The sequence below is a fragment of the Tepidimonas sp. genome (assembly GCF_046292505.1).
Lineage (GTDB): Bacteria > Pseudomonadota > Gammaproteobacteria > Burkholderiales > Burkholderiaceae_C > Tepidimonas.
On the sequence record NZ_JBKBQX010000017.1, the window covers coordinates 24,350 to 45,709 of the forward strand.

21 protein-coding genes, 1 tRNA gene and 1 pseudogene are annotated in these 21,360 nt (G+C 67.7%); 11 read left to right on the forward strand and 12 right to left on the reverse strand.

The window, feature by feature from the left end; translation table 11 throughout:
• Positions 1 to 41: 41 nt before the first annotated feature.
• The 6 genes from ccoP to ACK4TH_RS08420 form a co-directional block, all read right to left on the reverse strand.
• The gene (ccoP, locus tag ACK4TH_RS08395; protein WP_409625000.1) at positions 42 to 947 is read right to left on the reverse strand and encodes a cytochrome-c oxidase, cbb3-type subunit III; all 906 of its coding nucleotides are present in this window, start codon (positions 945 to 947) and stop codon (positions 42 to 44) included.
• Positions 948 to 969: 22 nt separating this feature from the next.
• The gene (locus tag ACK4TH_RS08400) at positions 970 to 1,107 is read right to left on the reverse strand and encodes a cbb3-type cytochrome oxidase subunit 3 (RefSeq protein ID WP_409625003.1); all 138 of its coding nucleotides are present in this window, start codon (positions 1,105 to 1,107) and stop codon (positions 970 to 972) included.
• 13 nt (positions 1,108 to 1,120) lie between these two features.
• Positions 1,121 to 1,819 (reverse strand): cytochrome-c oxidase, cbb3-type subunit II, encoded by a 699-nt coding sequence (gene ccoO / locus ACK4TH_RS08405; protein WP_409625006.1) that lies wholly within the window; start codon positions 1,817 to 1,819, stop codon positions 1,121 to 1,123.
• 10 nt (positions 1,820 to 1,829) lie between these two features.
• Complete coding sequence (gene ccoN, locus ACK4TH_RS08410; RefSeq protein ID WP_409625009.1) at positions 1,830 to 3,269, reverse strand: cytochrome-c oxidase, cbb3-type subunit I; 1,440 nt, start codon at positions 3,267 to 3,269, stop codon at positions 1,830 to 1,832.
• A 73-nt stretch (positions 3,270 to 3,342) separates the two neighbouring features.
• Positions 3,343 to 3,480, reverse strand: a complete 138-nt coding sequence (gene ccoS / locus ACK4TH_RS08415; protein WP_068608615.1) for a cbb3-type cytochrome oxidase assembly protein CcoS — start codon at positions 3,478 to 3,480, stop codon at positions 3,343 to 3,345.
• Between the two features lie 32 nt (positions 3,481 to 3,512).
• A complete protein-coding gene (locus ACK4TH_RS08420; RefSeq protein WP_409625012.1) occupies positions 3,513 to 5,849 on the reverse strand; it encodes a heavy metal translocating P-type ATPase in 2,337 nt (778 codons plus the stop codon).
• A 215-nt stretch (positions 5,850 to 6,064) separates the two neighbouring features.
• On the opposite strand from ACK4TH_RS08420, the gene ACK4TH_RS08425 reads away from it, so the two are divergent.
• Positions 6,065 to 6,508 carry a universal stress protein gene (locus ACK4TH_RS08425; protein ID WP_068608611.1) on the forward strand — a complete coding sequence of 148 codons (444 nt, stop codon included), beginning with the start codon at positions 6,065 to 6,067 and terminating at the stop codon, positions 6,506 to 6,508.
• Positions 6,509 to 6,527: 19 nt separating this feature from the next.
• On the opposite strand, the gene ACK4TH_RS08430 is transcribed toward ACK4TH_RS08425, so the two are convergent.
• Together ACK4TH_RS08430 and lgt are read right to left on the reverse strand one after the other, a co-directional pair.
• The gene (locus tag ACK4TH_RS08430) at positions 6,528 to 8,081 is read right to left on the reverse strand and encodes a malonate--CoA ligase (RefSeq protein ID WP_409625016.1); all 1,554 of its coding nucleotides are present in this window, start codon (positions 8,079 to 8,081) and stop codon (positions 6,528 to 6,530) included.
• A gap of 11 nt (positions 8,082 to 8,092) precedes the next feature.
• Positions 8,093 to 8,893 carry a prolipoprotein diacylglyceryl transferase gene (lgt, locus tag ACK4TH_RS08435; protein ID WP_409625019.1) on the reverse strand — a complete coding sequence of 267 codons (801 nt, stop codon included), beginning with the start codon at positions 8,891 to 8,893 and terminating at the stop codon, positions 8,093 to 8,095.
• Positions 8,894 to 8,985: 92 nt separating this feature from the next.
• On the opposite strand from lgt, the gene ACK4TH_RS08440 reads away from it, so the two are divergent.
• Positions 8,986 to 9,222 (forward strand): hypothetical protein, encoded by a 237-nt coding sequence (locus ACK4TH_RS08440; protein WP_409625022.1) that lies wholly within the window; start codon positions 8,986 to 8,988, stop codon positions 9,220 to 9,222.
• An 8-nt stretch (positions 9,223 to 9,230) separates the two neighbouring features.
• Here the strand turns inward: ACK4TH_RS08440 and ilvD are convergent, their stop codons facing one another.
• Positions 9,231 to 11,093, reverse strand: coding sequence for a dihydroxy-acid dehydratase (ilvD, locus tag ACK4TH_RS08445; RefSeq protein ID WP_409625025.1), 1,863 nt, complete (start codon positions 11,091 to 11,093; stop codon positions 9,231 to 9,233).
• Positions 11,094 to 11,206: 113 nt separating this feature from the next.
• The gene (locus tag ACK4TH_RS08450; RefSeq protein ID WP_409625028.1) at positions 11,207 to 11,446 is read right to left on the reverse strand and encodes a TIGR04438 family Trp-rich protein; all 240 of its coding nucleotides are present in this window, start codon (positions 11,444 to 11,446) and stop codon (positions 11,207 to 11,209) included.
• A gap of 164 nt (positions 11,447 to 11,610) precedes the next feature.
• On the opposite strand from ACK4TH_RS08450, the gene ACK4TH_RS08455 reads away from it, so the two are divergent.
• Positions 11,611 to 11,916: a c-type cytochrome gene (locus tag ACK4TH_RS08455; protein ID WP_409625031.1), complete on the forward strand. Its 306-nt coding sequence runs from the start codon at positions 11,611 to 11,613 to the stop codon at positions 11,914 to 11,916.
• 105 nt (positions 11,917 to 12,021) lie between these two features.
• On the opposite strand, the gene acs is transcribed toward ACK4TH_RS08455, so the two are convergent.
• The gene (acs, locus tag ACK4TH_RS08460) at positions 12,022 to 14,016 is read right to left on the reverse strand and encodes an acetate--CoA ligase (RefSeq protein ID WP_409625034.1); all 1,995 of its coding nucleotides are present in this window, start codon (positions 14,014 to 14,016) and stop codon (positions 12,022 to 12,024) included.
• A 155-nt stretch (positions 14,017 to 14,171) separates the two neighbouring features.
• Here acs and ACK4TH_RS08465 point away from each other — a divergent pair, with 155 nt between their 5' ends.
• Complete coding sequence (locus ACK4TH_RS08465) at positions 14,172 to 14,762, forward strand: TIGR00645 family protein (RefSeq protein WP_409625037.1); 591 nt, start codon at positions 14,172 to 14,174, stop codon at positions 14,760 to 14,762.
• 67 nt (positions 14,763 to 14,829) lie between these two features.
• Entirely contained in the window at positions 14,830 to 16,380 is a 1,551-nt protein-coding gene (locus ACK4TH_RS08470) for a fumarate hydratase (protein ID WP_409625040.1), read from the forward strand.
• A gap of 4 nt (positions 16,381 to 16,384) precedes the next feature.
• Here ACK4TH_RS08470 and ACK4TH_RS08475 read toward each other — a convergent pair whose 3' ends face one another.
• A complete protein-coding gene (locus ACK4TH_RS08475) occupies positions 16,385 to 17,008 on the reverse strand; it encodes a DUF6806 family protein (RefSeq protein WP_409625043.1) in 624 nt (207 codons plus the stop codon).
• A gap of 107 nt (positions 17,009 to 17,115) precedes the next feature.
• Between ACK4TH_RS08475 and ACK4TH_RS08480 the strand changes: the two genes are divergently transcribed.
• From ACK4TH_RS08480 to ACK4TH_RS08505, 6 genes and pseudogenes are all read left to right on the forward strand, one after another.
• A tRNA-Leu gene (locus tag ACK4TH_RS08480) sits at positions 17,116 to 17,202 on the forward strand.
• Between the two features lie 186 nt (positions 17,203 to 17,388).
• Entirely contained in the window at positions 17,389 to 18,396 is a 1,008-nt protein-coding gene (locus ACK4TH_RS08485) for a tyrosine-type recombinase/integrase (RefSeq protein WP_409625046.1), read from the forward strand.
• Positions 18,397 to 19,217: 821 nt separating this feature from the next.
• Complete coding sequence (locus ACK4TH_RS08490; protein ID WP_409625050.1) at positions 19,218 to 19,550, forward strand: hypothetical protein; 333 nt, start codon at positions 19,218 to 19,220, stop codon at positions 19,548 to 19,550.
• A gap of 1 nt (position 19,551) precedes the next feature.
• Positions 19,552 to 20,448: a hypothetical protein gene (locus ACK4TH_RS08495; RefSeq protein WP_409625052.1), complete on the forward strand. Its 897-nt coding sequence runs from the start codon at positions 19,552 to 19,554 to the stop codon at positions 20,446 to 20,448.
• Positions 20,449 to 20,498: 50 nt separating this feature from the next.
• On the forward strand, positions 20,499 to 21,056 hold the full coding sequence (locus tag ACK4TH_RS08500) for a DUF3782 domain-containing protein (protein WP_409625055.1): 558 nt from the start codon (positions 20,499 to 20,501) through the stop codon (positions 21,054 to 21,056).
• 173 nt (positions 21,057 to 21,229) lie between these two features.
• A pseudogene (locus ACK4TH_RS08505) lies at positions 21,230 to 21,360 on the forward strand (IS481 family transposase); the annotation flags it as partial.

A 21,360-nucleotide genomic window follows, 5' to 3' on the forward strand; every position in this document is an offset into this window, starting at 1 on the left:
ACCGGGAGGCGGGCCACAGGCGCCACCCCCCGGCGACGGGATCAGTTCGGATTCGACAGCTTCCAGACGTAGCCCGTCAGCACATGGATTTGCGCATCGGTCAGCAGGGCATTTTGCGCCGGCATGGCGTTGGTCTTGCCCTCGTTGATCATCTTGATGATCGCCTCTTCACCCCAGCCATGCAGCCAGATTTGATCGGTCAGGTTGGGTGCGCCGGTGGCGTGCATGCCCTTGCCGTCCGCACCGTGGCAGGCCGCGCAGGCCCCCCACTTGGCGGCCCCTTGCGTGGCGCGCACGCTGTCGTGCGGGCTGCCGGACAGGCTCAGCACATAGTGCGCCAGATTGCGAACATCCTCGGGCGTGCCGACCGCCGCCGCCATCGGGGGCATCATGCCCTGACGGCCTTCGGCAATGGTTTTGTGAATGTAGTCCGGTTGCCCGTCGCCGCCCAGCCAGTCGGCATCGGTCAGGTTGGGGAAACCCTTGCTGCCACGCGCGTCCGAGCCGTGGCACTGGGCGCAGTAGTTCATGTACAGCCGCTCACCCACCGCCATGGCCTGTTGGTCCTTCGCCAAATCCTTGGGGTCCATGCCCTTGAACTTGGCATACAGGGGCTCGACCGCCGCGAGGGCCTTGGCACGCTCGGCCTCCCACTGGCCCTGGGAGCTCCAGCCCAGTTGGCCCTGAACCTTGCCGAACATCGGGTACATCAGGCCGTAGGCCAGGGCAAACACCACGGTGATGATGAACAGATACACCCACCAGCGCGGCAGGGGGTTGTTCATCTCGCGCAGGTCGCCGTCCCAAACGTGGCCGGTGGTGTTGTCCGCTGCGGGCATGACCTTGGTCTTCCCGCTGGCCCACAGGAAAAAGGCGCAGGCCAGGATACTGATCAGGGTCACGCCGGCAACGAACAGGTGCCAGAAGTCACTGGTGAAATCGCTCATGATGGTTCTCTCCTGACGGGCCTCACTCGTCGCGGAAGGGCAATTGGGCCGCTTCCTCGAAACGTTCCCGGTTCTTGCGGGACCAAGCCCAGACCCAGATGCCGATGAAGGTCACGAAGCTCAGCACCGTGACGATGACGCGCAGATCGTTGACATCCATGATCTGTCCCCCCTCACTGCGCGGCGCCGGCTGCGGGCTCACCCACGGCAGACTGGGCGGTTTTGGTGGCCGGCTGCGCCAGCTTGTCCCACGAACGGGCGGTCCCCAGACCCTGCAGGTAGGCGATGAGCGCCTCCAGCTCCGTCTTGCCCTTGACTTCCTCGGCGGCCTTCGCGATTTCTTCGTCGGAATACGGCACACCCAGTTGACGCAGCGCGCGCATCTTGGCGGGCAGTGCGTCGGCGTCCACGGAGCGGCGCTCCAGCCACGGGTAGGCCGGCATGTTGGACTCCGGCACCAGATCGCGCGGGTTGATCAGGTGGATGCGGTGCCACTCGTCGGAGTAGCGGCCACCGACGCGCGCCAGATCCGGGCCGGTGCGCTTGGAACCCCACTGGAACGGATGGTCGTAAACGAACTCGCCGGCCACGGAGTACGGACCGTAGCGCAGCGTCTCGGCATGGAAGGGGCGCACCATCTGCGAGTGGCAAACGTAGCAACCCTCGCGGACGTAGATGTCGCGCCCGGCCAGCCGCAGCGCAGAGTACGGCTGCACCCCCTCGATCGGCTTGGTGGTGGAGTGCTGGAAGAACAGCGGCACGATCTCGACCAGACCGCCCACCGCCACCACCAGGGTGATGAGGACGATCATCAGGAAGTTGTTGGTCTCGATGCGCTCGTGACCGCTCGGCTTGTGTTGTGCGTTGGCCATGGTGTCCTCCTCAGGCGTGCGCGGGGGCAGGGATGGCCACCGGGGTCGCCTTGCCCTGGGCCGCGGTCTTCCAGACGTTCCACGCCATCACGCACATACCGGCCAGGTACAGCACGCCGCCCAGCAGACGGATCACGTAGAACGGATAGGTGGCCTTGACCGACTCGACGAAGGTGTAGGTGAGCGAGCCGTCCGGGTTGACGGCGCGCCACATCAGGCCCTGCATCACGCCGGCGATCCACATCGCGGCGATGTAGAGCACGATGCCGATGGTCGAGATCCAGAAGTGCAGCTCGATGGCCTTGACGCTGTACATCTTCTTCTGACCAAACAGGCGCGGGATCAGGTAGTACAGCGAACCCATGGTCACCAGACCGACCCAGCCCAGCGCGCCGGAGTGCACATGGCCGATGGTCCAGTCGGTGTAGTGGCTCAGCGCGTTGACGGTCTTGATCGACATCATCGGCCCTTCGAAGGTCGACATGCCGTAGAACGACAGCGACACGATCAGGAAGCGCAGGATCGGGTCGTCACGCAGCTTGTGCCAGGCGCCCGACAGCGTCATGATGCCGTTGATCATGCCGCCCCAGCTCGGCGCGAGCAGAATGAGCGAGAACACCATACCGAGCGACTGCGCCCAGTCCGGCAGCGCGGTGTAGTGCAGGTGGTGCGGACCCGCCCACATGTAGGTGAAGATCAGCGCCCAGAAGTGCACGATCGACAGCCGGTACGAGTACACCGGACGCTCGGCCTGCTTCGGGATGAAGTAGTACATCATGCCCAGGAAGCCCGCGGTCAGGAAGAAGCCCACCGCGTTGTGGCCGTACCACCACTGCACCATGGCGTCCTGCACACCGGCGTACACCGAGTACGAGTGCGTCAGGCTGGTCGGGATCTGGATGTTGTTGACGATGTGCAGCATCGCCACGGCGATGATGAAGGCACCGTAGAACCAGTTGGCCACATAGATGTGCCGCACTTTGCGGGTGCCCACCGTGCCGAAGAACACGATCGCGAAGGCCACCCACACCACGGCCACCAGAATGTCGATCGGCCAGATCAGCTCGGCGTATTCACGGCCCTGGGTGTAGCCCAGCGGGTAGGTGATGGCCGCCAGCACGATGATGGCCTGCCAGCCCCAGAACGTGAACGACGCCAGTGCCGGTGCGAACAACTGTGTCTGACAGGTGCGCTGCACCACGTAGTAGGCGGTGGCGAACAGGCCCGAGCCGCCGAAGGCAAAGATCACCGCGCTGGTGTGCAGCGGGCGCAGCCGGCTGTACGTCAGGTACTCGATGCCGAAGTTGAGCTCCGGCCACGCCAGTTGTGCGGCAATGATGACGCCGACCAGAAAGCCGACGATGCCCCACACCACGGTCATGATGGCGAACTGCCTCACGACCTTGTCGTTGTAGACCCCCGTCGCGGGGGCCGCCGTGGTTGCAGACATAGGTAACACTCCTGTTGTGAAAATCACCCAGGCGCAGTATCCGGGAGCCCTCCCCCTGCGCCCTTGACATAGGTCAATCGTGGCGCAGGATGCGCTCGCCCTCGCGCTCGACGTTATCGAATTGGCCCGAGTGCAGCGCCCACCAGAACAGGCCGATGATCAGCAGCACCAGCACCACCGACAGCGGCACCAGCAGGTAGAGGATTTCCATCGTTCGTCTCTCCAGGGGCAGGGGCGGCCGTCTCAGGCCGGGGCGGGGGCGGAGGCGGCGGCCGACGCCGGGGTGGTGGCGCCGGAGGCGGCGCGGCCCAGCCGCATCGCGTTGCCAATGACCAACAAGGAACTGGCGGCCATGCCCAGCCCCGCCGCCCACGGCGGCATGTAGCCGGCCACCGCCAGCGGCACCGCCAGCGCGTTGTAGCCGGCGGCCCAGGCCAGGTTCTGGCGCACGACGCGCAGCGTCGCGCGCGCCATTTCGACCGTGCGCACGATGTCGGTGAGGCGGCCGCTCTGCACCACGAGGTCGGCGCGCGTCTGCGTCAGCGGCGCGCCATGGCCGAGCGCGAACGACACGTCGGCCGCGGCCAGCACGGGGCCGTCGTTGAGGCCGTCGCCGACCATCGCCACGCGCCGCCCCTCGGCCTGCCAGCGGTGCAGCGTGGCGAGCTTGTCCTCGGGGCTGGCGCCGGCGACGACATGCTCGATCCCGAGCGGCCGCGCCACGCGCTGCGCGGCGCCGAGCCGGTCCCCGGACAGCAGCCGCACCTGCAGCCCGAGCGCGCGCAGCCGCTCGATCGCCTCGCGCGCCTCGGGGCGCACGCCTTCGTCGAGCACGAAGGTGGCCAGCCACCCCTGCCCGTCGCACAGGTGCGCGCACGGCACGTCGGCTGGCGCGCGGCCGGCGGCGATGAGCGCCGCCTCGTCCAGACCGCAATGCGCCGCCGACCCCAGCCGCCACGTCTGGCCGTCCGGCCCCTGCGCGGTCAGACCCCGGCCGGGCGTCTCGCGCACCTCCCACGCCGGGGCGTCGGACTGTTCGCCGGCGGCGGCCACCAGCGCGCGCGACACCGGATGCAGCGAGGCGCGCGCCAGCGGCAACGCCGCCGCCAGCGCCTGCGCGCGCGTCACGCCAGGGCGCGTGACGACGTCGCGCACCACCACGCGGTCCTGCGTCAGCGTACCGGTCTTGTCGAACACGACGGTGTCCACCGCCGCCAGCGACTCGAACGCCTGCAGCCGCCGCGTCAGGATGCCGCGGCGCGCCAGACCGCCGGCAGCAGCCAGCATCGCCGCTGGCGTGGCCAGCGACAGCGCGCACGGGCAGGTGACGATCAGCACCGCCACCGCCACGGCCAGCGCCCGGCTGGGGTCGAACTGCCACCAGTACAGTCCGGCCAGCCCCGCCGCCAGCAGCACCGCCACCAGGAACGGCGCGGCGATGCGGTCCGCCAGCCGCGCCAGGCGCGGCTTGTCGGTGCTGGCCTGCTCCATCAGCGCCACGATCTGCGCAAAGCGCGTCTCGCGCCCGACGCGCTGCAGGCGCACGCGCACCGTGCCGCCGAGGTTGTGGCTGCCGGCCACCACCGCCTCGCCGCGGCGGCGCGTCACCGGGTGCGACTCACCGGTCAGCAGGGCCTCGTCCACCGTGGCGGCTTCCGAGAGCACCTCGCCGTCACCCGGGAAGGCCTGCCCGGCCTGCACGTGCACCACGTCGCCGGCCTGCAGGCGCTTGAGCGAGACCGCCTCCAGCGTGCCGTCGGCGCGCTCGCGCTGCACCACCTCCGGCAGGCGGTTCATCAGCGCATCCAGCGCGCCGGCGGTGCGGTCGCGCAGCTTGTGCTCCAGATAGCGCCCGCCGAGCAGGAAGAACACGAACATCGTCAGCGAGTCGTACCAGATGTCGTGCCCCCACGGACCGCTGGGGTCGAAGGTCGCCAGCGTGCTGACGACGAAGGTGATCAGGATGCCCAGCGACACGGGCACATCCATGCCGATGCGGCCCTGGCGCAGGTCGCGCCAGGCGCTGCCGAAGAACGGCCCGCTGGCGAACAGCAGCACCGGCAGGCTCAGCACCCACGAGGCCCAGCGCAGCAGCTGCAGCAGGTCAGGCGGAATCTGGCCCGGCTCGGTGACGTATTCGGGCCACGTGTACATCATGACCTGCATCATGCAGAAGCCCGCGACGAACAGCCGCCACAGCGCGCGGCGCGTCTCGCGCGTGCGCTCGCTGACCGCCAAGGCTTGCTGCATCGGCAGCAGCCGGTAGCCGACGCGGCCGACCGCCTCGGCCAGCTCCGACAGGCGCGTGCGCGCCGGATCCCAGCGCAGCGTCAGGCGCCGGGTGGCGGCATGCACCTGCGCCTCCAGCACGCCGCCGCGGCCGGCCAGCGCGGCCTCCACGGTGTCGGCGCAGGCGGCGCAGTACATGCCCTGCACCACCAGCGTCGATTCGCAGACAGAGCGGCCGCCCTCCTCGCGCACCTCGGTGAAGTCGCGCTGCTCCAGCGGGTCGTCCAGCACGCGAAAGTCGTCGTGCACCTCCAGCGGGCCGCGGTGGCCGCCCCATACTCCGGCCAACAACGCGCTGTTGCCCGCTGCAGGGATGGCGTTCCCTGCAGCCGCTCGCGGTGGCGGGGCTGTTTCGTTCATTGCCGAACGGTACCCGATCCCCCGGCGTGCGGGCTTGACCTAGGTCAAACCCCGACTCGGGGCCCGTGTTACCGTGCCAAGATGGTAGGCAGAAGCGGGCCGGATCCGCAGGCCGGCCGCACTGCCGTTTTGAGAGGAGACCCTGCATGTACCAGCGCATCCTGGTGACCACCGACGGCTCCAAGCTGTCCGATCGTGCCGTGGAGCACGCCATCGCCCTGGCCGATCTGACGGGAGCGGAGCTCGTCGCGTTGCGCGTCGTGCCGCGCTATCCGCAGACGTATTTCGAAGGGGGAGTGGCACTCGGCACGCCCGAGGTGCGGCAGATCGAAAAGCAGTGGGAGGACGAAGCGCGCCAGACGGTGGCCGCCGTCAAGACGCTGGCCCAGGCGCGGCAGGTGAAGGTCAAGCCGATCACGGTCAAATCCGACTTGATTGCCGAAGCCATCATCGCCGCGGCCAAGCGCCACAAATGCGACCTGATCGTGATGGCCTCGCATGGGCGGCGGGGGATCAAGCGGCTGCTGCTGGGCAGCGAGACGCAGCAGGTACTGACGCACTCGCACATCCCCGTGCTGGTGCTGCGCTGAAGCGAGCACCGCCCGTTGTTCAGACGGCGAAGCTGTCGCGGTAGCGCTCGCGCAGGATGTTTTTCTGCACCTTGCCCATGGCATTGCGCGGCAGTTCGTCCACCATCACGCAGCGCTTGGGGATTTTGTAGTTGGCCAGGCGCGTGCGCAGGGCGACCAGCACGGCATCCGGATCGACGCGGTGGCCGGGTTGCACGATCACCAGGGCCACGCCGACCTCACCAAAATCGGGGTGCGGCACGCCGACGACGGCGCTTTCGGCCACGCCGGGCAACTCGTTGATCGCACCCTCCACCTCCGCCGGATAAACGTTGTAGCCCCCGCTGATGATGAGGTCCTTGCTGCGGCCGACCAGCGTCAGGTAGCCGCGCTCGTCGATGAAACCGACGTCGCCGGTGCGAAACCACCCGTCGGCAGTGAACTCGGCGCGGGTCTTGTCGGGCATGCGCCAGTAGCCCTGGAAAACGCTGGGGCCGCGCACCTGCACGCCCCCCACCTCGCCAGTCGGTCGCGGGCGGTCGCCGTCGCCGGCAATGCGCAGCTCCACCCCCGGCAGCGGAAAACCCACGGTGCCGCCGCGCCGCTCGGCCTGTCCCCCGTAGCGGGGGTCGGGCGTGCAAGGATTGGAGGTGAGCATGATCGTCTCGCTCATGCCGTAGCGCTCCAGAATGGTGTGGCCGGTGCGCTGCTGCCAGGCGCGAAAGGTCTCGATCAGCAGCGGCGCCGAGCCGCTGATGAACAGCCGCATGTGCGCGCAACGCTCGGCGGTGAGGTCTGCCTCGGCCAGCAGCCGGGTGTAGAGCGTCGGCACCCCCATGAACACCGTGGCGCGCGGCAGCCAGGTCAGCACGGTGCGCGGGTCGAACTTGGCCGCCCACAGCATGGGGCTGCCGTTGAGCAAGGCGCCGTGCACCGCGACGAACAGCCCGTGGACATGGAAGATGGGCAGCACATGGATGAGCACGTCGTCCCGGCGCCAGTCCCAGTAGCGGCGCAGCACCTCGGCGTTGGCGAGCAGGTTGCCGTGGGTGAGCATCGCCCCCTTGCTGCGCCCGGTGGTGCCGCTGGTGTAGATGATGGAAGCCAGCGCCTGCGCCCCGACCGCGGCGGGCACCTGCTGGTCCGGCTGGTGCGCCGCGCGATCCAACAACGTGCCGCTGCGATCGGCCCCGAGCGTGAATACCGCGCGCGCGCCGCGCCGAAACGCCAGGGCGCTGATCCAGCCGAAGCGCTGCGGCGCACAGACGACGACCGCGGGCTCGGCATCGTCGATGAAATACTCGACCTCGGCCGCTGGATAGGCGGTGTTGAGCGGCACATAGACATGGCCCGCGCGCAGGGTGCCCAGGTAGAGCATCAGCGCCTCCACCGACTTGTCCACCTGCGCCACCACGCGCGAGGCGGCCGGCAAATTCAGCCCCGCGAGCAGGTTGGCGATCATCGCGCTGCCGCGCTCCAGGTCGCGCCAAGTGTAGACAAGGCCCTCGTCGGTTTCGATGGCAGGGCCATCCAGATCGGCGGGAAAGCCGGCGCGCAGCGCAGCGTACAGATTGGTCTCGGGTGCGGTGTTCATCGTCTGCGTCATCAGGAGGCGGCAGGCGTGCGGCGCGCCCACAGCCATAGGGCCAACCCCGACACGACCATCGGAAGGCTGAGCCACTGGCCCATGCTCAGGCCCAGCGACAACAGGCCCAAGTGGGCATCCGGCTCGCGGAAGTATTCGGCGGCAAAGCGCATCACGCCATAGCCGGTGAGGAACGCCGCCGACACCTCACCCACACGGCGGGGCCGGCGCGCAAACGCCCACAAAAGCACGAACAGCAGCACCCCTTCCAGCGCAAACTGGTAGAGCTGTGAAGGATGGCGCGGCAGCGGACCGGCAGCGGGAAACACCATGGCCCACGGCAGATCCAGCGGCGCCGGCCGGCCCCAAAGCTCGCCGTTGATGAAGTTGCCGATGCGGCCCAACGCCAGCCCCACGGGAACACACGGCGCGACGAAATCCATCACCTGCAGCCACGGCCGCTGCTGGCGGCGGGCCCACCACGCCATCGCCAGCAGCACGCCCAGCAGACCGCCGTGGAAGCTCATGCCCCCTTCCCAGACGGCAAACACCCGCAACGGCTCGGCCAGGTAGGTGAGCGGCTTGTAAAACAACACATACCCCAGGCGGCCACCCAGGATCACACCCAGCACACCCCAAAACAGGATGTCCTCCACATCGCGTGGCTGCCAACCGAGCGTTCGGTAGGGCTCGTGCCGCAGGCGCCGTCGCCCCAGCCAGACGAACATGGCAAAGCCAGCCAAATACATCAGGCCGTACCAGTGCACGGCCAGCGGCCCGATGCGAATGGCCACCGGGTCGAATTGGGGATGCATCAACATGCGCCGATGGTACGCGATGGCCGCCGACGACAGGCCGTTACCATGGTGACAACTGAATGACAAAACCCATGTCCGCACAGAGGAGGGACACCATGGAAGTCCGCACCGACGATCAGCGCCGCTACCACCGGGTGCGGGCGGTCTTCGAAGAAGCGTTCGAACTCTGCCGGCCGCTGCTCGACCCGTACCAGGGGATCGCCGGACACGCCCTCACCCACCACGTTCCGCTGCGGGTGCGTGAGCATTTTCCGGATTTGGCGCAGGAAGAAGTCCTGGTGCTATCCATCGCGCTGCGTGCCGCGTGGACACGCAGACGCGTGCGCGGCTGACCCGGCGTTCAGTCGTCCAGGCGGGACACGTCCCGCACGGCGCCCCGGTCGGCTGACGTGGCCAGCAGCGCGTAGGCCTTGAGCGCCGCGGAGACCTTGCGCGGGCGCGGGCGCGCCGGCTTCCAGCCCAGGCGATCCTGCTCGGCGCGGCGGCGCGCCAGCTCGGCCTCGTCCACCAGCACGTCGATGCGGCGGTTGGGGATGTCGATGCGGATGCGGTCGCCGTCGCGCACCAGGCCGATCGACCCGCCAGCGGCCGCCTCGGGCGATACATGCCCGATCGACAGCCCCGAGGTGCCACCGGAGAAGCGCCCGTCGGTCAGCAGCGCGCAGACCTTGCCCAGCCCCTTGGACTTGAGGTACGAGGTCGGGTAGAGCATTTCCTGCATGCCGGGGCCGCCGCGCGGACCCTCGTAGCGCACCACCACCACCTCGCCGGGGCGCACGCGGTCGCCGAGGATGTGCTCGACCGCCTCCTCCTGCGACTCGACCACGTGCGCCGCGCCCTCGAAGACGAGAATGCTCTCGTCCACCCCGGCGGTCTTGACGACGCAGCCATCCGGCGCCAGGTTGCCACGCAGCACCGCCAGCCCGCCATCGCGCGAGTAGGCGTGCTCGACCGAGCGGATGCAGCCCTCGCGGCGGTCCTGGTCCAGCGTGGGCCAGCGCGTGGCCTGGCTGAACGGCTGCTGCGTCGGGATGCCGGCCGGGCCGGCGCGGTAGAAGGTGCGCACCTCCTCGGAGGCGGTGACCATGACGTCCCAGTGCGCCAGCGCCTCGGCCAGCGTGGCGCTGTGCACGGTGCGCGCGCCGGTGTGCAGCAGGCCGGCGCGCGCCAGCTCGCCGAGGATGGCCATGATGCCGCCGGCGCGGTGCACGTCCTCGATGTGGTACTTGTTGGTGTTGGGCGCCACCTTGCACAGCGTCGGCACGCGGCGCGAGAGGCGGTCGATGTCGGCCATCGTGAACGGCACGCCGGCCTCCTGCGCCACCGCCAGCAGGTGCAGGATGGTGTTGGTCGAGCCGCCCATCGCGATGTCGAGCGACATGGCGTTCTCGAACGCTTCGAAGGTGGCGATCGCACGCGGCAGCACGCCGTCGTCGCCCTGCTCGTAGTGGCGGCGCGCCAGCTCGACGATCAGCCGGCCGGCGCGGCGGAACAGCTGCTCGCGGTCGGCGTGCGTGGCCAGCACCGTGCCGTTGCCCGGCAGCGACAGACCCAGCGCCTCGGTCAGGCAGTTCATCGAGTTGGCGGTGAACATGCCCGAGCACGAGCCGCAGGTCGGACAGGCCGAGCGCTCCACTTCCGCCACGGTGGCCTCGTCGACCGAGGCGTCGGCGGCCATCACCATCGCGTCGACCAGGTCGAGCTTCTTGATCTGCACGGCCTGCTCGCCCGGCACCGCCAGGCGAACCTTGCCGGCCTCCATCGGGCCGCCGGAGACGAACACGGTCGGGATGTTGAGGCGCATCGCCGCCATCAGCATGCCCGGCGTGATCTTGTCGCAGTTGGAGATGCACACCAGCGCATCGGCGCAATGCGCGTTGACCATGTACTCGACGCTGTCGGCGATCAGCTCGCGGCTCGGCAGCGAGTACAGCATGCCGTCGTGGCCCATCGCGATGCCGTCGTCCACGGCGATGGTGTTGAACTCCTTGGCCACGCCACCGGCGGCCTCGATCTCGCGCGCCACGAGTTGCCCCAGATCCTTCAGGTGCACGTGGCCGGGCACGAACTGCGTGAACGAGTTGGCGATGGCGATGATGGGCTTGTCGAAGTCGCCGTCCTTCATGCCGGTGGCGCGCCAGAGGGCGCGCGCACCCGCCATGTTGCGGCCGTGCGTGGTGGTGCGGGAGCGGTAGGTGGGCATGGATCGATGCGGGATGGGGACGGGGGATGGCGGCTGCACGGGCAACCGCCGCTCGGGTCTGCCACGCCATTGTGCCAGCGCAGCCGCCCGCCCGCGACACGCGGGGTGGTCCCTCAGGGCCGGGATTTTGGGGGCCGCAGACTGGCGCGGGCTTTCTCGAGGCGGGCCGCCTTGCGCGCCTCGTCGCGGCGCATCGCGCGGCGCTTGGTGTAGCCCGACCAGTCCGCCCACCACCACCACAGCGCGGCCAGGGCAAACGGCGCGAGCACCCAGGTCCACGACCACTGCGCCACCGGGCCGATAGCCGCCCACTTGAGCATCAGCAAGACCACGCCCAGCACGAGAAAACCCATGACCGCACTCCTGGAACCGAGCGGCAAACCCCTGTGAAACCCCAGGAGTCGCCCGCGGACGTATCGTTTGCAACAAGCTGTAAAGACGGATTGTGCCCGACAGGCGTCCCGCTAGAATGCCAACCGTCTGCCGCTCCTTCCTCAACCTTCACGGGAAAGACACCATGAAACGCGCTCTGCTCATCCTGGCTGCAACCGCTGTCGTCTCCGCGCCGGCCCTGGCCGACGAAGCCCTGGCCAAGGCCAAAAACTGCATGGCCTGCCACGCCGTCGACAAAAAGCTCGTCGGACCTTCGTACAAAGATGTCGCCAAAAAGTACGCCGGCGATGCCAAGGCCGCCGACATGCTGGCGACCAAGATCCAAAAGGGTGGCTCGGGCGTGTGGGGCGCCATCCCGATGCCAGCCAACCCGCAGGTCAACGAAGCCGAAGCCAAAAAGCTCGCCGCCTGGGTGTTGAGCCTGAAGTGACGCGTCGGCCCGTGCGGCCATGCCGGGCGGTTGATGGCTGCTCGGCCGCCAAAAAAAAGCCTCGCGAATCGCGAGGCTTTTTGTTTTTCCGACGCGTCGCCGGTGTCAGTTGGTCTTGGCCAGCTGCTCCAGGATGTGCGGGTTTTCCAGCGTGGAGACGTCCTGCGTGATCGCCTCACCTTTGGCGATGGCGCGCAGCAGGCGGCGCATGATCTTGCCGGAGCGGGTCTTGGGCAGGTTTTCGCCGAAGCGGATGTCTTTCGGCTTGGCGATCGGACCGATCTCCTTGGCCACCCAGTTGCGCAGTTCGTTGGCGATCTGCTTGGCCTCCTCGCCCTGCGGCAGCGGGCGCTTGAGCACGACGAAGGCGACGATGGCCTCGCCGGTGAGGTCGTCCGGGCGGCCGACCACCGCAGCCTCGGCCACGAGGTCGGTCTTGGCAACCAGCGCCGACTCGATCTCCATCGTGCCCATGCGGTGGCCGCTGACGTTGAGCACGTCGTCGATGCGGCCGGTGATGCGGAAGTAGCCACGATCCTCGGAGCGCACCGCGCCGTCGCCGGCCAGGTAGTAGCCCTTGAGCTCCTCGGGGAAGTAGCTCTTCTTGAAGCGCTCCGGATCACCCCAGATGGTGCGGATCATCGACGGCCACGGCTTCTTGATGACCAGGATGCCACCTTGGCCGTGGGGCATTTCGTTGCCCTGCTCGTCGACGATGGCGGCGAAGATGCCCGGCAGCGGCAGCGTGCACGAGCCCGGCACCAGCGGCGTGGCACCCGGCAGCGGCGTGATCATGTGACCGCCGGTCTCGGTCTGCCAGAAGGTGTCCACGATCGGGCAGCGCTCGCCGCCGACGTGCTTGTAGTACCACATCCACGCCTCGGGGTTGATCGGCTCGCCGACCGACCCCAGGATGCGCAGCGTCGACAGGTCCCAGTTGCGCGGGTGCACCTTTTCGTCGGTGTCGCTGGCCTTGATGAGCGAGCGGATCGCGGTGGGCGCGGTGTAGAAGATCGTGGCCTTGTGGCGCTCGATCATCTGCCAGAAGCGGCCGGCGTTGGGGTAGGTCGGCACACCCTCGAAGACGATCTGCGTGGCCCCGGCAGCCAGCGGCCCGTAGGCGACGTAGGTATGGCCAGTGATCCAGCCGATGTCGGCGGTGCACCAGAAGACGTCGCTGTCCTTCAGGTCGAAGGTCCACAGCATGGTCTGCTTGGCCCACAGCAGGTAGCCGCCGGTGGAGTGCTGCACGCCCTTGGGCTTGCCGGTGGAGCCGGAGGTGTAGAGCACGAACAGCGGGTGCTCCGCCCCGACCCACTCAGGGGCGCATTCGGTGGGCTGACCCGCCAGCGCTTCGTGCATCCACACATCGCGGCCGGGGACCATGGCGCAGGCCGTGGTCGTGCGCTGGAAGACCACGACGTGGCGCACCGACTCGCAACCGCCCATGGCGATGCCCTCGTCCACGATGGCCTTCAGGGGCAGCTCCTTGCCGCCACGCATCTGGTAGTTGGCGGTGATGACGGCCACCGCGCCAGCGTCCTGGATGCGCTCCTGCAGCGCCTTGGCCGAGAAGCCCCCGAACACCACGCTGTGCGTGGCGCCGATGCGCGCACACGCCTGCATCGCCACCACACCCTCGATGGTCATGGGCATGTAGATGACGACGCGGTCACCTTTCTTGACGCCCAGGCTCTTGAGGGCGTTGGCAAACTGGCTGACGCGCGCCAGCAGTTCCTTGTAGGTGACGCGGGTGACCGCCCCGTCGTCGGCCTCGAAGACGATGGCCGTCTTATTCTCGACAGGGGTGCCCATGTGGCGGTCCAGGCAGTTGTACGACGCGTTCAATTCGCCATCGGCAAACCACCGATAGAACGGCTTGTTGGACTCGTCCAGCACCTGGGTAAAGGGCTTGTGCCAGACCAGCAGCTCGCGCGCGCGGCGGGCCCAGAAGCCTTCGAAATCGGCCTCCGCCTCGGCACACAGGGCGCGGTAGGCGTCCATGCCGGACACGCGCGCCTGGGCCGCCAGCGACGGATGAGGATCGAAAACGCGGTTTTCCACCAGCATCGAAGTGATGGCAGAGGTCGATTCAGCCATGTCTGGGGTCTCCTCAGGACGTTTGGAATGGGGACAACGACAGCCGGCAACTGTGCAGCGGGTCTCTGACGAGGCCCTTACGCAAAGGCGCGGACCGCCAGCACGGCAGACCCCGCCACTACAATTGGCGCGCCTGATCCGTTACCGAGCGCTTCATGACCCAGCTAAACAAGCCGATCTCGCCGCTGCCGAAACTGATCTTTGCGAGCCGCTGGCTGCAACTGCCACTGTACATCGGCCTGATCGTGGCGCAAGCGGTGTATGTGTACCACTTCTGGGTGGAATTGGTGCACCTGATCGAGGCGGCGTTTGGCAACGAGGCCGCGTTGGACAAGCTGGTCACGAGCATCGGCTACGTCACCTCGGCCAAGCTGGACGGCCTCAACGAAACCATCATCATGCTGGTGGTGCTGGCGCTGATCGACGTGGTCATGATCAGCAACCTGCTGATCATGGTCATCGTCGGCGGTTACGAAACCTTCGTCAGCCGCCTGCGGCTGGAGGGCCACCCGGACCAACCGGAGTGGCTCAACCACGTCAACGCCGGCGTGCTCAAGGTCAAGCTGGCCACGGCCATCATTGGCATCAGCTCGATCCATCTGCTCAAAACCTTCATCAACGCCGGCAATTACACCGAAAAAGTGTTGCTGTGGCAGACCGTGATCCATGCGGTGTTCCTGCTGAGCGCGCTGGCCATCGCGCTGACCGAAAAGCTGATCCACCACCCGGGCGACGACGACCACTGACGCCCGCCCCCGTCGCGCCGTGCCGGGGATGGCGCGGCGCGCTGCCGTTACGTCAAGGGAACCCACCATGACCGCCATCCGCCAGGAAGACCTGATCCAGTCCATCGCCGACGCCTTCCAGTACATCAGCTTCTACCACCCGCTGGACTACATTCAGGCGTTGGGAAAAGCCTACGAGCGCGAGCAAAGCCCGGCCGCCAAGGACGCCATCGCCCAGATCCTGACCAACAGCCGCCTCAGCGCCGAAGGCCACCGCCCGATCTGCCAGGACACCGGCATCGCCGTCGTCTTCCTGAAGGTGGGCATGAACGTGACCTGGCCCGACGCCACCATGAGCGTGCAGGACATGATCAACGAGGGCGTGCGCCGCGCCTACCTCAACCCCGACAACCCGCTGCGCGCCTCGGTGCTGGCCGACCCGGCCGGCGCGCGCAAGAACACCAAGGACAACACCCCCGCCGTGGTGCACTACGAGATCGTGCCCGGCGACCAGGTGGAGGTGATCTGCGCGGCCAAGGGCGGCGGCTCGGAGAACAAGACCAAGATGGTCATGCTCAATCCGTCGGACTCCATCGTGGACTGGGTGCTCAAGACCGTGCCCACCATGGGCGCGGGCTGGTGCCCGCCGGGCATTCTGGGCATTGGCATCGGCGGCACGCCCGAAAAGGCCATGCTGCTGGCCAAGGAATCGCTGATGGCGCCAGTGGACATCCACGAGCTGATCGACAAGAAACGGTCCGGCGCCACACTCACCCGCGTGGAAGCGCTGCGGCTGGAACTGTACGAGAAGGTCAACGCGCTGGGCATCGGCGCGCAGGGGCTGGGGGGCCTGACGACCGTGGTGGACGTCAAGATCCTGGACTACCCCACGCACGCGGCCAGCCTGCCGGTGGCGATGATCCCCAACTGCGCGGCGACGCGCCATGTGCACTTCCACCTCGACGGCAGCGGCCCGGCCAAGCTGGAAGCGCCGAAGCTGGAGGACTGGCCCGCCGTGACCTGGACGCCCGACACCCAGAGCGCCACCCGCGTCAACCTGGACACCCTGACCAAAGAGGAAGTGGCGTCCTGGAAGGCGGGGCAAAAGCTGCTGCTCAACGGCAAGATGCTCACCGGCCGCGACGCCGCGCACAAGCGCATTGCCGACATGCTGGCCAAGGGCGAGAAGCTGCCGGTGGACTTCACCAACCGTGTGATCTACTACGTGGGTCCGGTGGATCCGGTGCGCGACGAGGTGGTCGGCCCCGCCGGCCCCACCACCGCCACGCGCATGGACAAGTTCACCCGCATGATGCTGGAGAAGACCGGGCTGATCGCCATGATCGGCAAGAGCGAGCGCGGCCCGGTGGCCATCGAGGCGATCCGCGACAACCGCAGCGCCTACCTCATGGCCGTGGGCGGGGCGGCTTATCTGGTGGCCAAGGCCATCAAGGCGGCCCGCGTGGTGGGCTTCGAGGACCTGGGCATGGAGGCCATCTACGAGTTCGAGGTGCAGGACATGCCCGTGACCGTGGCCGTGGACGCCACCGGCGACAACGTGCACCAGAGCGGCCCGGCCGAGTGGAGCCAGCGCATCGCCAGCGGCGAATTCAAAGGCATCGCCGTGACGGCGGGCTGATCGATCAGTGCAGATGCCGCGGCTTGCGCGGGCCGCCGTGCCCGCCGCCGGGGCCTGCACCGCGCGGAGGGCGGCCCAGCTGCAGCGAGTTCACCATGGCGTCGAAGCGGCTGGAGAACAGGCGGTCGATGGCTTCGACCACGCCACCGAGTTCGGAGGCGTCGAAATGCCGCTCCATGAGCTGCACGACATCCTGCACCAGCAGGTCGCGCTGCACCTGCATGATGGCCGCCGGCGTCGGACCGACAAAGCACATCAGAAAATCGTCGCGCGCCTCGGCGTCGGACGGGGCCTCTTCCTCGTCGAAATCCAGGTCATAGAACGACACCTCGATCGCGGCGCCGGTGGCCGCGATTTCGTTGAGGCCCATGCAGGCCTCCTCGATGGCCAGCCGAAAATCGTCGTCGCCCTCGATGGTCCAGCACATCTGCAAGACGTGCTCCTGCGGGTCGAAGCGGATGCCCGGCTCTTCTTCGTAGGAACTGGCGGCGGCATCGATCAGCGAGCGTGCGCCGACGTACTTCCACAACGGCCGCAGCGCCTCCTGGATATGGGTGTAGTCCACGTCGTCACGCAGGCGGATGTCGCCATGCACGTGGATCTCGAACGGAGGGTTGTCTTGGCTCATGGTCGCGACGGTCGCAAAAGTCGGATTGTACGGCGCGGGACCGACATCCAGTCCCCCAAGCGCCCAGCGGTGCCCCATACCCGCCCGGTAGAATGGGCGCCGCTCAAGCGGGTGTGATGGAATCGGTAGACATACAGGACTTAAAATCCTGAGGCCGCAAGGCCGTGCGGGTTCGAGTCCCGCCACCCGCACCAACGATCTTGCATAACCTTCCAACACACTCGACATCTCAAGCCCCTCATCAGGGGCTTTTTTGTTGTCTTTCATGGACTTAGACCGCGTTCGCACCCTTCCCGACGGTCGTCCATGGACGCACAGACTGGCCTTTGGTACCCTTCAGTCACCTCGTCACTACGCACGTTTTACGCAGGATTTTACGCATGGCGTCGTTCCGCAAGGTGGGCAAGGGCTGGCGAGCCGAGGTGGCGCGCCGGGGCGTGAGGCAGTCGAAGGTCTTCCCGACCAAGGCGCAGGCTGCAGCGTGGGCTGCGCAGGTCGAGGCCAGCATCCTGGCCGGCAACCTGAAGCCCGGCTCCACGGTAACGGTGGCGCAGGCGGTGGAGCGCTACCTGCGCGAGATCGTGCCTCGCCGCCGCGGGGGAAACTACGAAAAGCGTCGCCTGCTGGCGCTGCTGCGGCTGTGCCCGTGGCTGGCGGACATGCCGGTGGCTGAGATCCGGCGCGAGCACATGGCGCGCTGGCGTGACGAGCGACGCGCCGCTGTCAGCGACGCATCCGTCGTCAGAGAGTCCAGCGACTTGCGCACGCTATGGAAGCACTGTCGCGCCTGGGGGCTGATGGACACCGACCCCTTCAAGGAGCTGCCCATGCCGAACGAGGGGCACGCCCGCGCACGGCGGACTGACTGGCGTGAACTGCGCCTCATGCTGCGCGGGCTGGGGTACGTGACCGGCAGAAAGCCAAGCCAGCTTCAACATGAAGTAGCCTGGATGTACCTGGTCGCCCACCACACCGCCGTGCGGGCGGGAGAAATCCACAGTTTGTCGACGCGCAATGTCGACCTCGAGCGCCGGGTCATCCGCCTGGATGTGCACAAAACCATGGAGCACTCCGGCATAAGGCACGTCCCGTTTACCCGCAAGGCGGCACGTCTGCTTGCCCTGCTGGACAAGTGGGCGAAAGAGGACGGGCGCGAGCCTTATTTTACGATCAACCCGCAGTCACGTGATGCGCTCTTTCGCAAAATACGTGACCGTCTCTTGATCGATGACCTGCACTTTCATGATGCGCGCGCCGATGCGCTGACGCGGCTGTCCAGGCGCGTGGACGTCATGACACTGGCGCGCATCTCCGGGCACCGCGACCTGCGTCAGCTGCTCAACACCTATTACCGGGAAACAGCCGAGCAAATCGCGGCGCGCCTCTAGCCCTGGCGGGCTCTTTTCGCAGCCCCAGATGTCCTTCTCGCTCCATCACATACTGGCGGCTTCGTGATTGAGTGGTCTGGCAATCGCGGCCAGGACGTCCTCCAAGGGGGTGCCCCTTGGCGTCAATCCAGACCGACACATCTCTGGAGCGCACCGGGCCGGTCTGAAGGAATTGGAGGCCCACGACCTGCGCAACCGACTGCAACAGGGGATCGATACGTCCGCGGCAGATGTCGAGCAGCGGGGTGTTGGGGCGCGCTGCCGCGCGCAGCCTTCAAGACCTGGGCCAGTGAGGAGGGACGCTACCCGGCGCGCGCCGCCGAAAACGCCCTGGCCCACGTCAACCCGGACAAGACCGAGGCGGCCTACGAGCGCACCGACCAGCTGGCGCTGCGCCGCGGGCTGATGCAGGACTGGGCGCGGCACTGCACTGCCGCGACCTCGCAGAGCCCGTCGCAGGCGTAGCTGGCTTGCCCGGGCGTTACGCGGTGCCCAAGATCCAGCACGTGAATCGCCCCCGGCTGGGCTGCATCCCGGATACAACCGATCCAGCCGTTCTGCCGTGGCCGCCAACCCGTCCGAAGGGGGTGGATTCGTGCATCTACCCACTCGAGCGTGCCGGCAATACAATGAGACCGGTCTTGCGTCGTCGTGGAGGTCAAGCCTCGGGGCCGCGAATGCGGGTGCATGGGACCGAAAGGCCGCCGGTTCGGTCGGGCGCGCTGCCACCCAGAAGAAGACCGCACCCTGCGGCCGAGGCAAGCGCATGACCCGAGCAGAGGTGGCCCTGGGAGGAGCTGGAGCCGGAGCTGGAGCTGGCCATGACCTTCGATCTGCACGTCGGCGCCACGCCGTCGGCTTCGCTGGCGGTGGCCTGGGGCCTGCTGCCCGTTGCCGTCCGTCTGGAGCAGGACACGCGCCCCCTCTGGCTGCGGGCGCAGTCCGAGCCCGGTGGCGGCCTGTGCCTCGGCCTGACGCGCACCGCCGCCGACGGGCCGCTACCGCGCAACGATGCGCGATCCGCGCTACCGTGCCCTCGTGCGGGACTCCATGGCCGAATGGCACGCCTGGCTGAAGCGGCCCGATCCCACGCGCCCGCCCCTTGCGATGGGCGGCGCTGGAGCCGGTTGCGCGGCTACCCGACAGGAGGCTGACATGCGCGAGCACGCCATCTCGTTCGCTGCCTTTCTGCGCCACCGCTACCGCGCGCACGTGCAGGGCTGGCTTGCCATCCTCGTCGGCGTGCTGTGGGGCTACTACATCGACCTCTATTGGCACGAGCCGCTGTGGGCGGTCGTGCCAGCGGCGTTCATCGCTGCGTTCTTCGTCGTCGCCGTCGGGGTGCTGGTGGCGGTGGTCTTGCGCGTGCCGTGGTGGTTGTTCGCGCCGCTGGCCTTGGTCTCCATGAGCCTCGAATGGAGGGTACGCAAGGTGGCGCACCGCCCTTGGCAGCGCCGCCAGCAGCCACGTGAACCTTGGCTGAGCAACCCTTTTGCACGGTGGCAAGGCTGGCGGCTGCAGCGCCTGCGGCGCCAGCGTGCCCGCGCGCGGACGGGGGCACGGATCCTCGTGCTGCTCACGGCGCGCGCAACCCGGCTTGCGCCGCACCCGGCAGCGCACCGGCCGGGGCGTCCAGCCTGGTCGCCGCTGGGGCTGGGCCGCTACGTCGGCGAGGTCTTCGCACTGCACTGGGCGTTCTGGATGTTGACCGCGCCGGTGGGTATCACGCTGTGGTTCTGGCTGGTGGACGATCAGGAATTGCTGGTGGCGCTGATCCTGGGCGTGCTGCTGTGGCTGTTGGGCTCGGTGGTGCTCGTCATACCCCTGGCCACGGCCGTGCTGGCTTTGGCCTCGGCGCTGGTGGTCGGGGCGGGACTGACGCCGCTGCAGCGTCAAGCTGCCGTGCAGCAGGCGCAGGCCGAACGCGCCGTGCGGGCTCAGGCTGCCCCCGCCGATGCGCCAGCCGCCACGAGCGCGCCGCAGCGCGTGCACTGGGTCTGGCCGCTGCTGCTGGGGCTGTGGATCGGCAGTGCCTGGGGCGGGGATGAGTAAGCCTGCCCCTGTTAGACTGAGTCAGCCTGTGTGAACCCGATTCGACCCCGATGACCACCGCCGCCGACCTCTCGTGGGACGACCTCAAGGCCATGATCGCCGCGCTGGCTGAGCAGAGCCGCGAGACCGACCGCCAGTTGCGCGAACTCAAACGCCAGATCGCCGAGCAGGGCCGCCAGATTGGCGGGTTGGGCGACAAGTTCGGCTACTTCGCCGAGGGCATGGCGCTGCGGACGATGGAAAAGCTGCTGCGGCGGCGCTTTCACATGGACAACGTGGCCCCGCGCCTGCGCGTGCGGCGCGACGATCACGAGCGCGAATACGACGTGCTGGCCTGGGCCAACGGCAAGGTCAACACGGTGGTGGTGGTGGAGGTCAAAAGCCGCGTCAAGCGCGAGGCGATCGACCAGCTGATCGAGCAGCTGCAGACGCTGTTTGACTTCCTGCCGGAACTCAAGGGCAAGGCGCGCATCGGGATCCTTGCGGGCATCGACTGGGACGCGGGGGTGGAGGAGGAAGCGCAGGCTGCGGGCCTCTACACCGCGCGTATCCGCGACGACATGTTCGAGCTCACGACGCCAAAGGGCTTCAAGCCGCGCAAGTGGTGAAGTGAGGTTTCACGTCGTCTTCGGCTGGTTGGCGGCTTGCTGATTAACTGTCGCATCCCGGATGATCACATAATACCCAGCCGCCGTGGATACCTGCTGGCACGCGGCATCCTGCAAGAGCTGCTGCGAGGCGCGGGAGTCGGCGGCAATGTCTCATCCGAAGGAGTGCGATCATGATCGTGCGACTGCACAAGTTGGCGCGCACCACCCCGGCGATCCGCGCCGAGATTGCCGCCAGCGACGAGTCGATCCAGACGCTGGCCCAGCGCTACGGTGTGTCGCCCATGACCGTCTTCAAGTGGAA

Excerpts from the sequence above, each read along its gene's own strand:
- ACK4TH_RS08425 (WP_068608611.1), top strand. The coding sequence starts at position 6,065 with ATGTACCAGCGCATCCTGGTGACCACCGACGGCTCCAAGCTGTCCGAT.
- ccoN (WP_409625009.1), bottom strand. The coding sequence starts at position 3,269 with ATGTCTGCAACCACGGCGGCCCCCGCGACGGGGGTCTACAACGACAAG.
- ACK4TH_RS08465 (WP_409625037.1), top strand. The coding sequence starts at position 14,172 with ATGACCCAGCTAAACAAGCCGATCTCGCCGCTGCCGAAACTGATCTTT.
- ACK4TH_RS08430 (WP_409625016.1), bottom strand. The coding sequence starts at position 8,081 with ATGAACACCGCACCCGAGACCAATCTGTACGCTGCGCTGCGCGCCGGC.
- ACK4TH_RS08470 (WP_409625040.1), top strand. The coding sequence starts at position 14,830 with ATGACCGCCATCCGCCAGGAAGACCTGATCCAGTCCATCGCCGACGCC.
- ACK4TH_RS08485 (WP_409625046.1), top strand. The coding sequence starts at position 17,389 with ATGGCGTCGTTCCGCAAGGTGGGCAAGGGCTGGCGAGCCGAGGTGGCG.
- ACK4TH_RS08455 (WP_409625031.1), top strand. The coding sequence starts at position 11,611 with ATGAAACGCGCTCTGCTCATCCTGGCTGCAACCGCTGTCGTCTCCGCG.
- ACK4TH_RS08490 (WP_409625050.1), top strand. The coding sequence starts at position 19,218 with ATGACCTTCGATCTGCACGTCGGCGCCACGCCGTCGGCTTCGCTGGCG.
- ccoS (WP_068608615.1), bottom strand. The coding sequence starts at position 3,480 with ATGGAAATCCTCTACCTGCTGGTGCCGCTGTCGGTGGTGCTGGTGCTG.
- ACK4TH_RS08400 (WP_409625003.1), bottom strand. The coding sequence starts at position 1,107 with ATGGATGTCAACGATCTGCGCGTCATCGTCACGGTGCTGAGCTTCGTG.
- ACK4TH_RS08475 (WP_409625043.1), bottom strand. The coding sequence starts at position 17,008 with ATGAGCCAAGACAACCCTCCGTTCGAGATCCACGTGCATGGCGACATC.
- ACK4TH_RS08500 (WP_409625055.1), top strand. The coding sequence starts at position 20,499 with ATGACCACCGCCGCCGACCTCTCGTGGGACGACCTCAAGGCCATGATC.
- ccoP (WP_409625000.1), bottom strand. The coding sequence starts at position 947 with ATGAGCGATTTCACCAGTGACTTCTGGCACCTGTTCGTTGCCGGCGTG.
- ACK4TH_RS08440 (WP_409625022.1), top strand. The coding sequence starts at position 8,986 with ATGGAAGTCCGCACCGACGATCAGCGCCGCTACCACCGGGTGCGGGCG.
- ilvD (WP_409625025.1), bottom strand. The coding sequence starts at position 11,093 with ATGCCCACCTACCGCTCCCGCACCACCACGCACGGCCGCAACATGGCG.
- ccoO (WP_409625006.1), bottom strand. The coding sequence starts at position 1,819 with ATGGCCAACGCACAACACAAGCCGAGCGGTCACGAGCGCATCGAGACC.
- ACK4TH_RS08450 (WP_409625028.1), bottom strand. The coding sequence starts at position 11,446 with ATGGGTTTTCTCGTGCTGGGCGTGGTCTTGCTGATGCTCAAGTGGGCG.
- acs (WP_409625034.1), bottom strand. The coding sequence starts at position 14,016 with ATGGCTGAATCGACCTCTGCCATCACTTCGATGCTGGTGGAAAACCGC.
- lgt (WP_409625019.1), bottom strand. The coding sequence starts at position 8,893 with ATGTTGATGCATCCCCAATTCGACCCGGTGGCCATTCGCATCGGGCCG.
- ACK4TH_RS08495 (WP_409625052.1), top strand. The coding sequence starts at position 19,552 with ATGCGCGAGCACGCCATCTCGTTCGCTGCCTTTCTGCGCCACCGCTAC.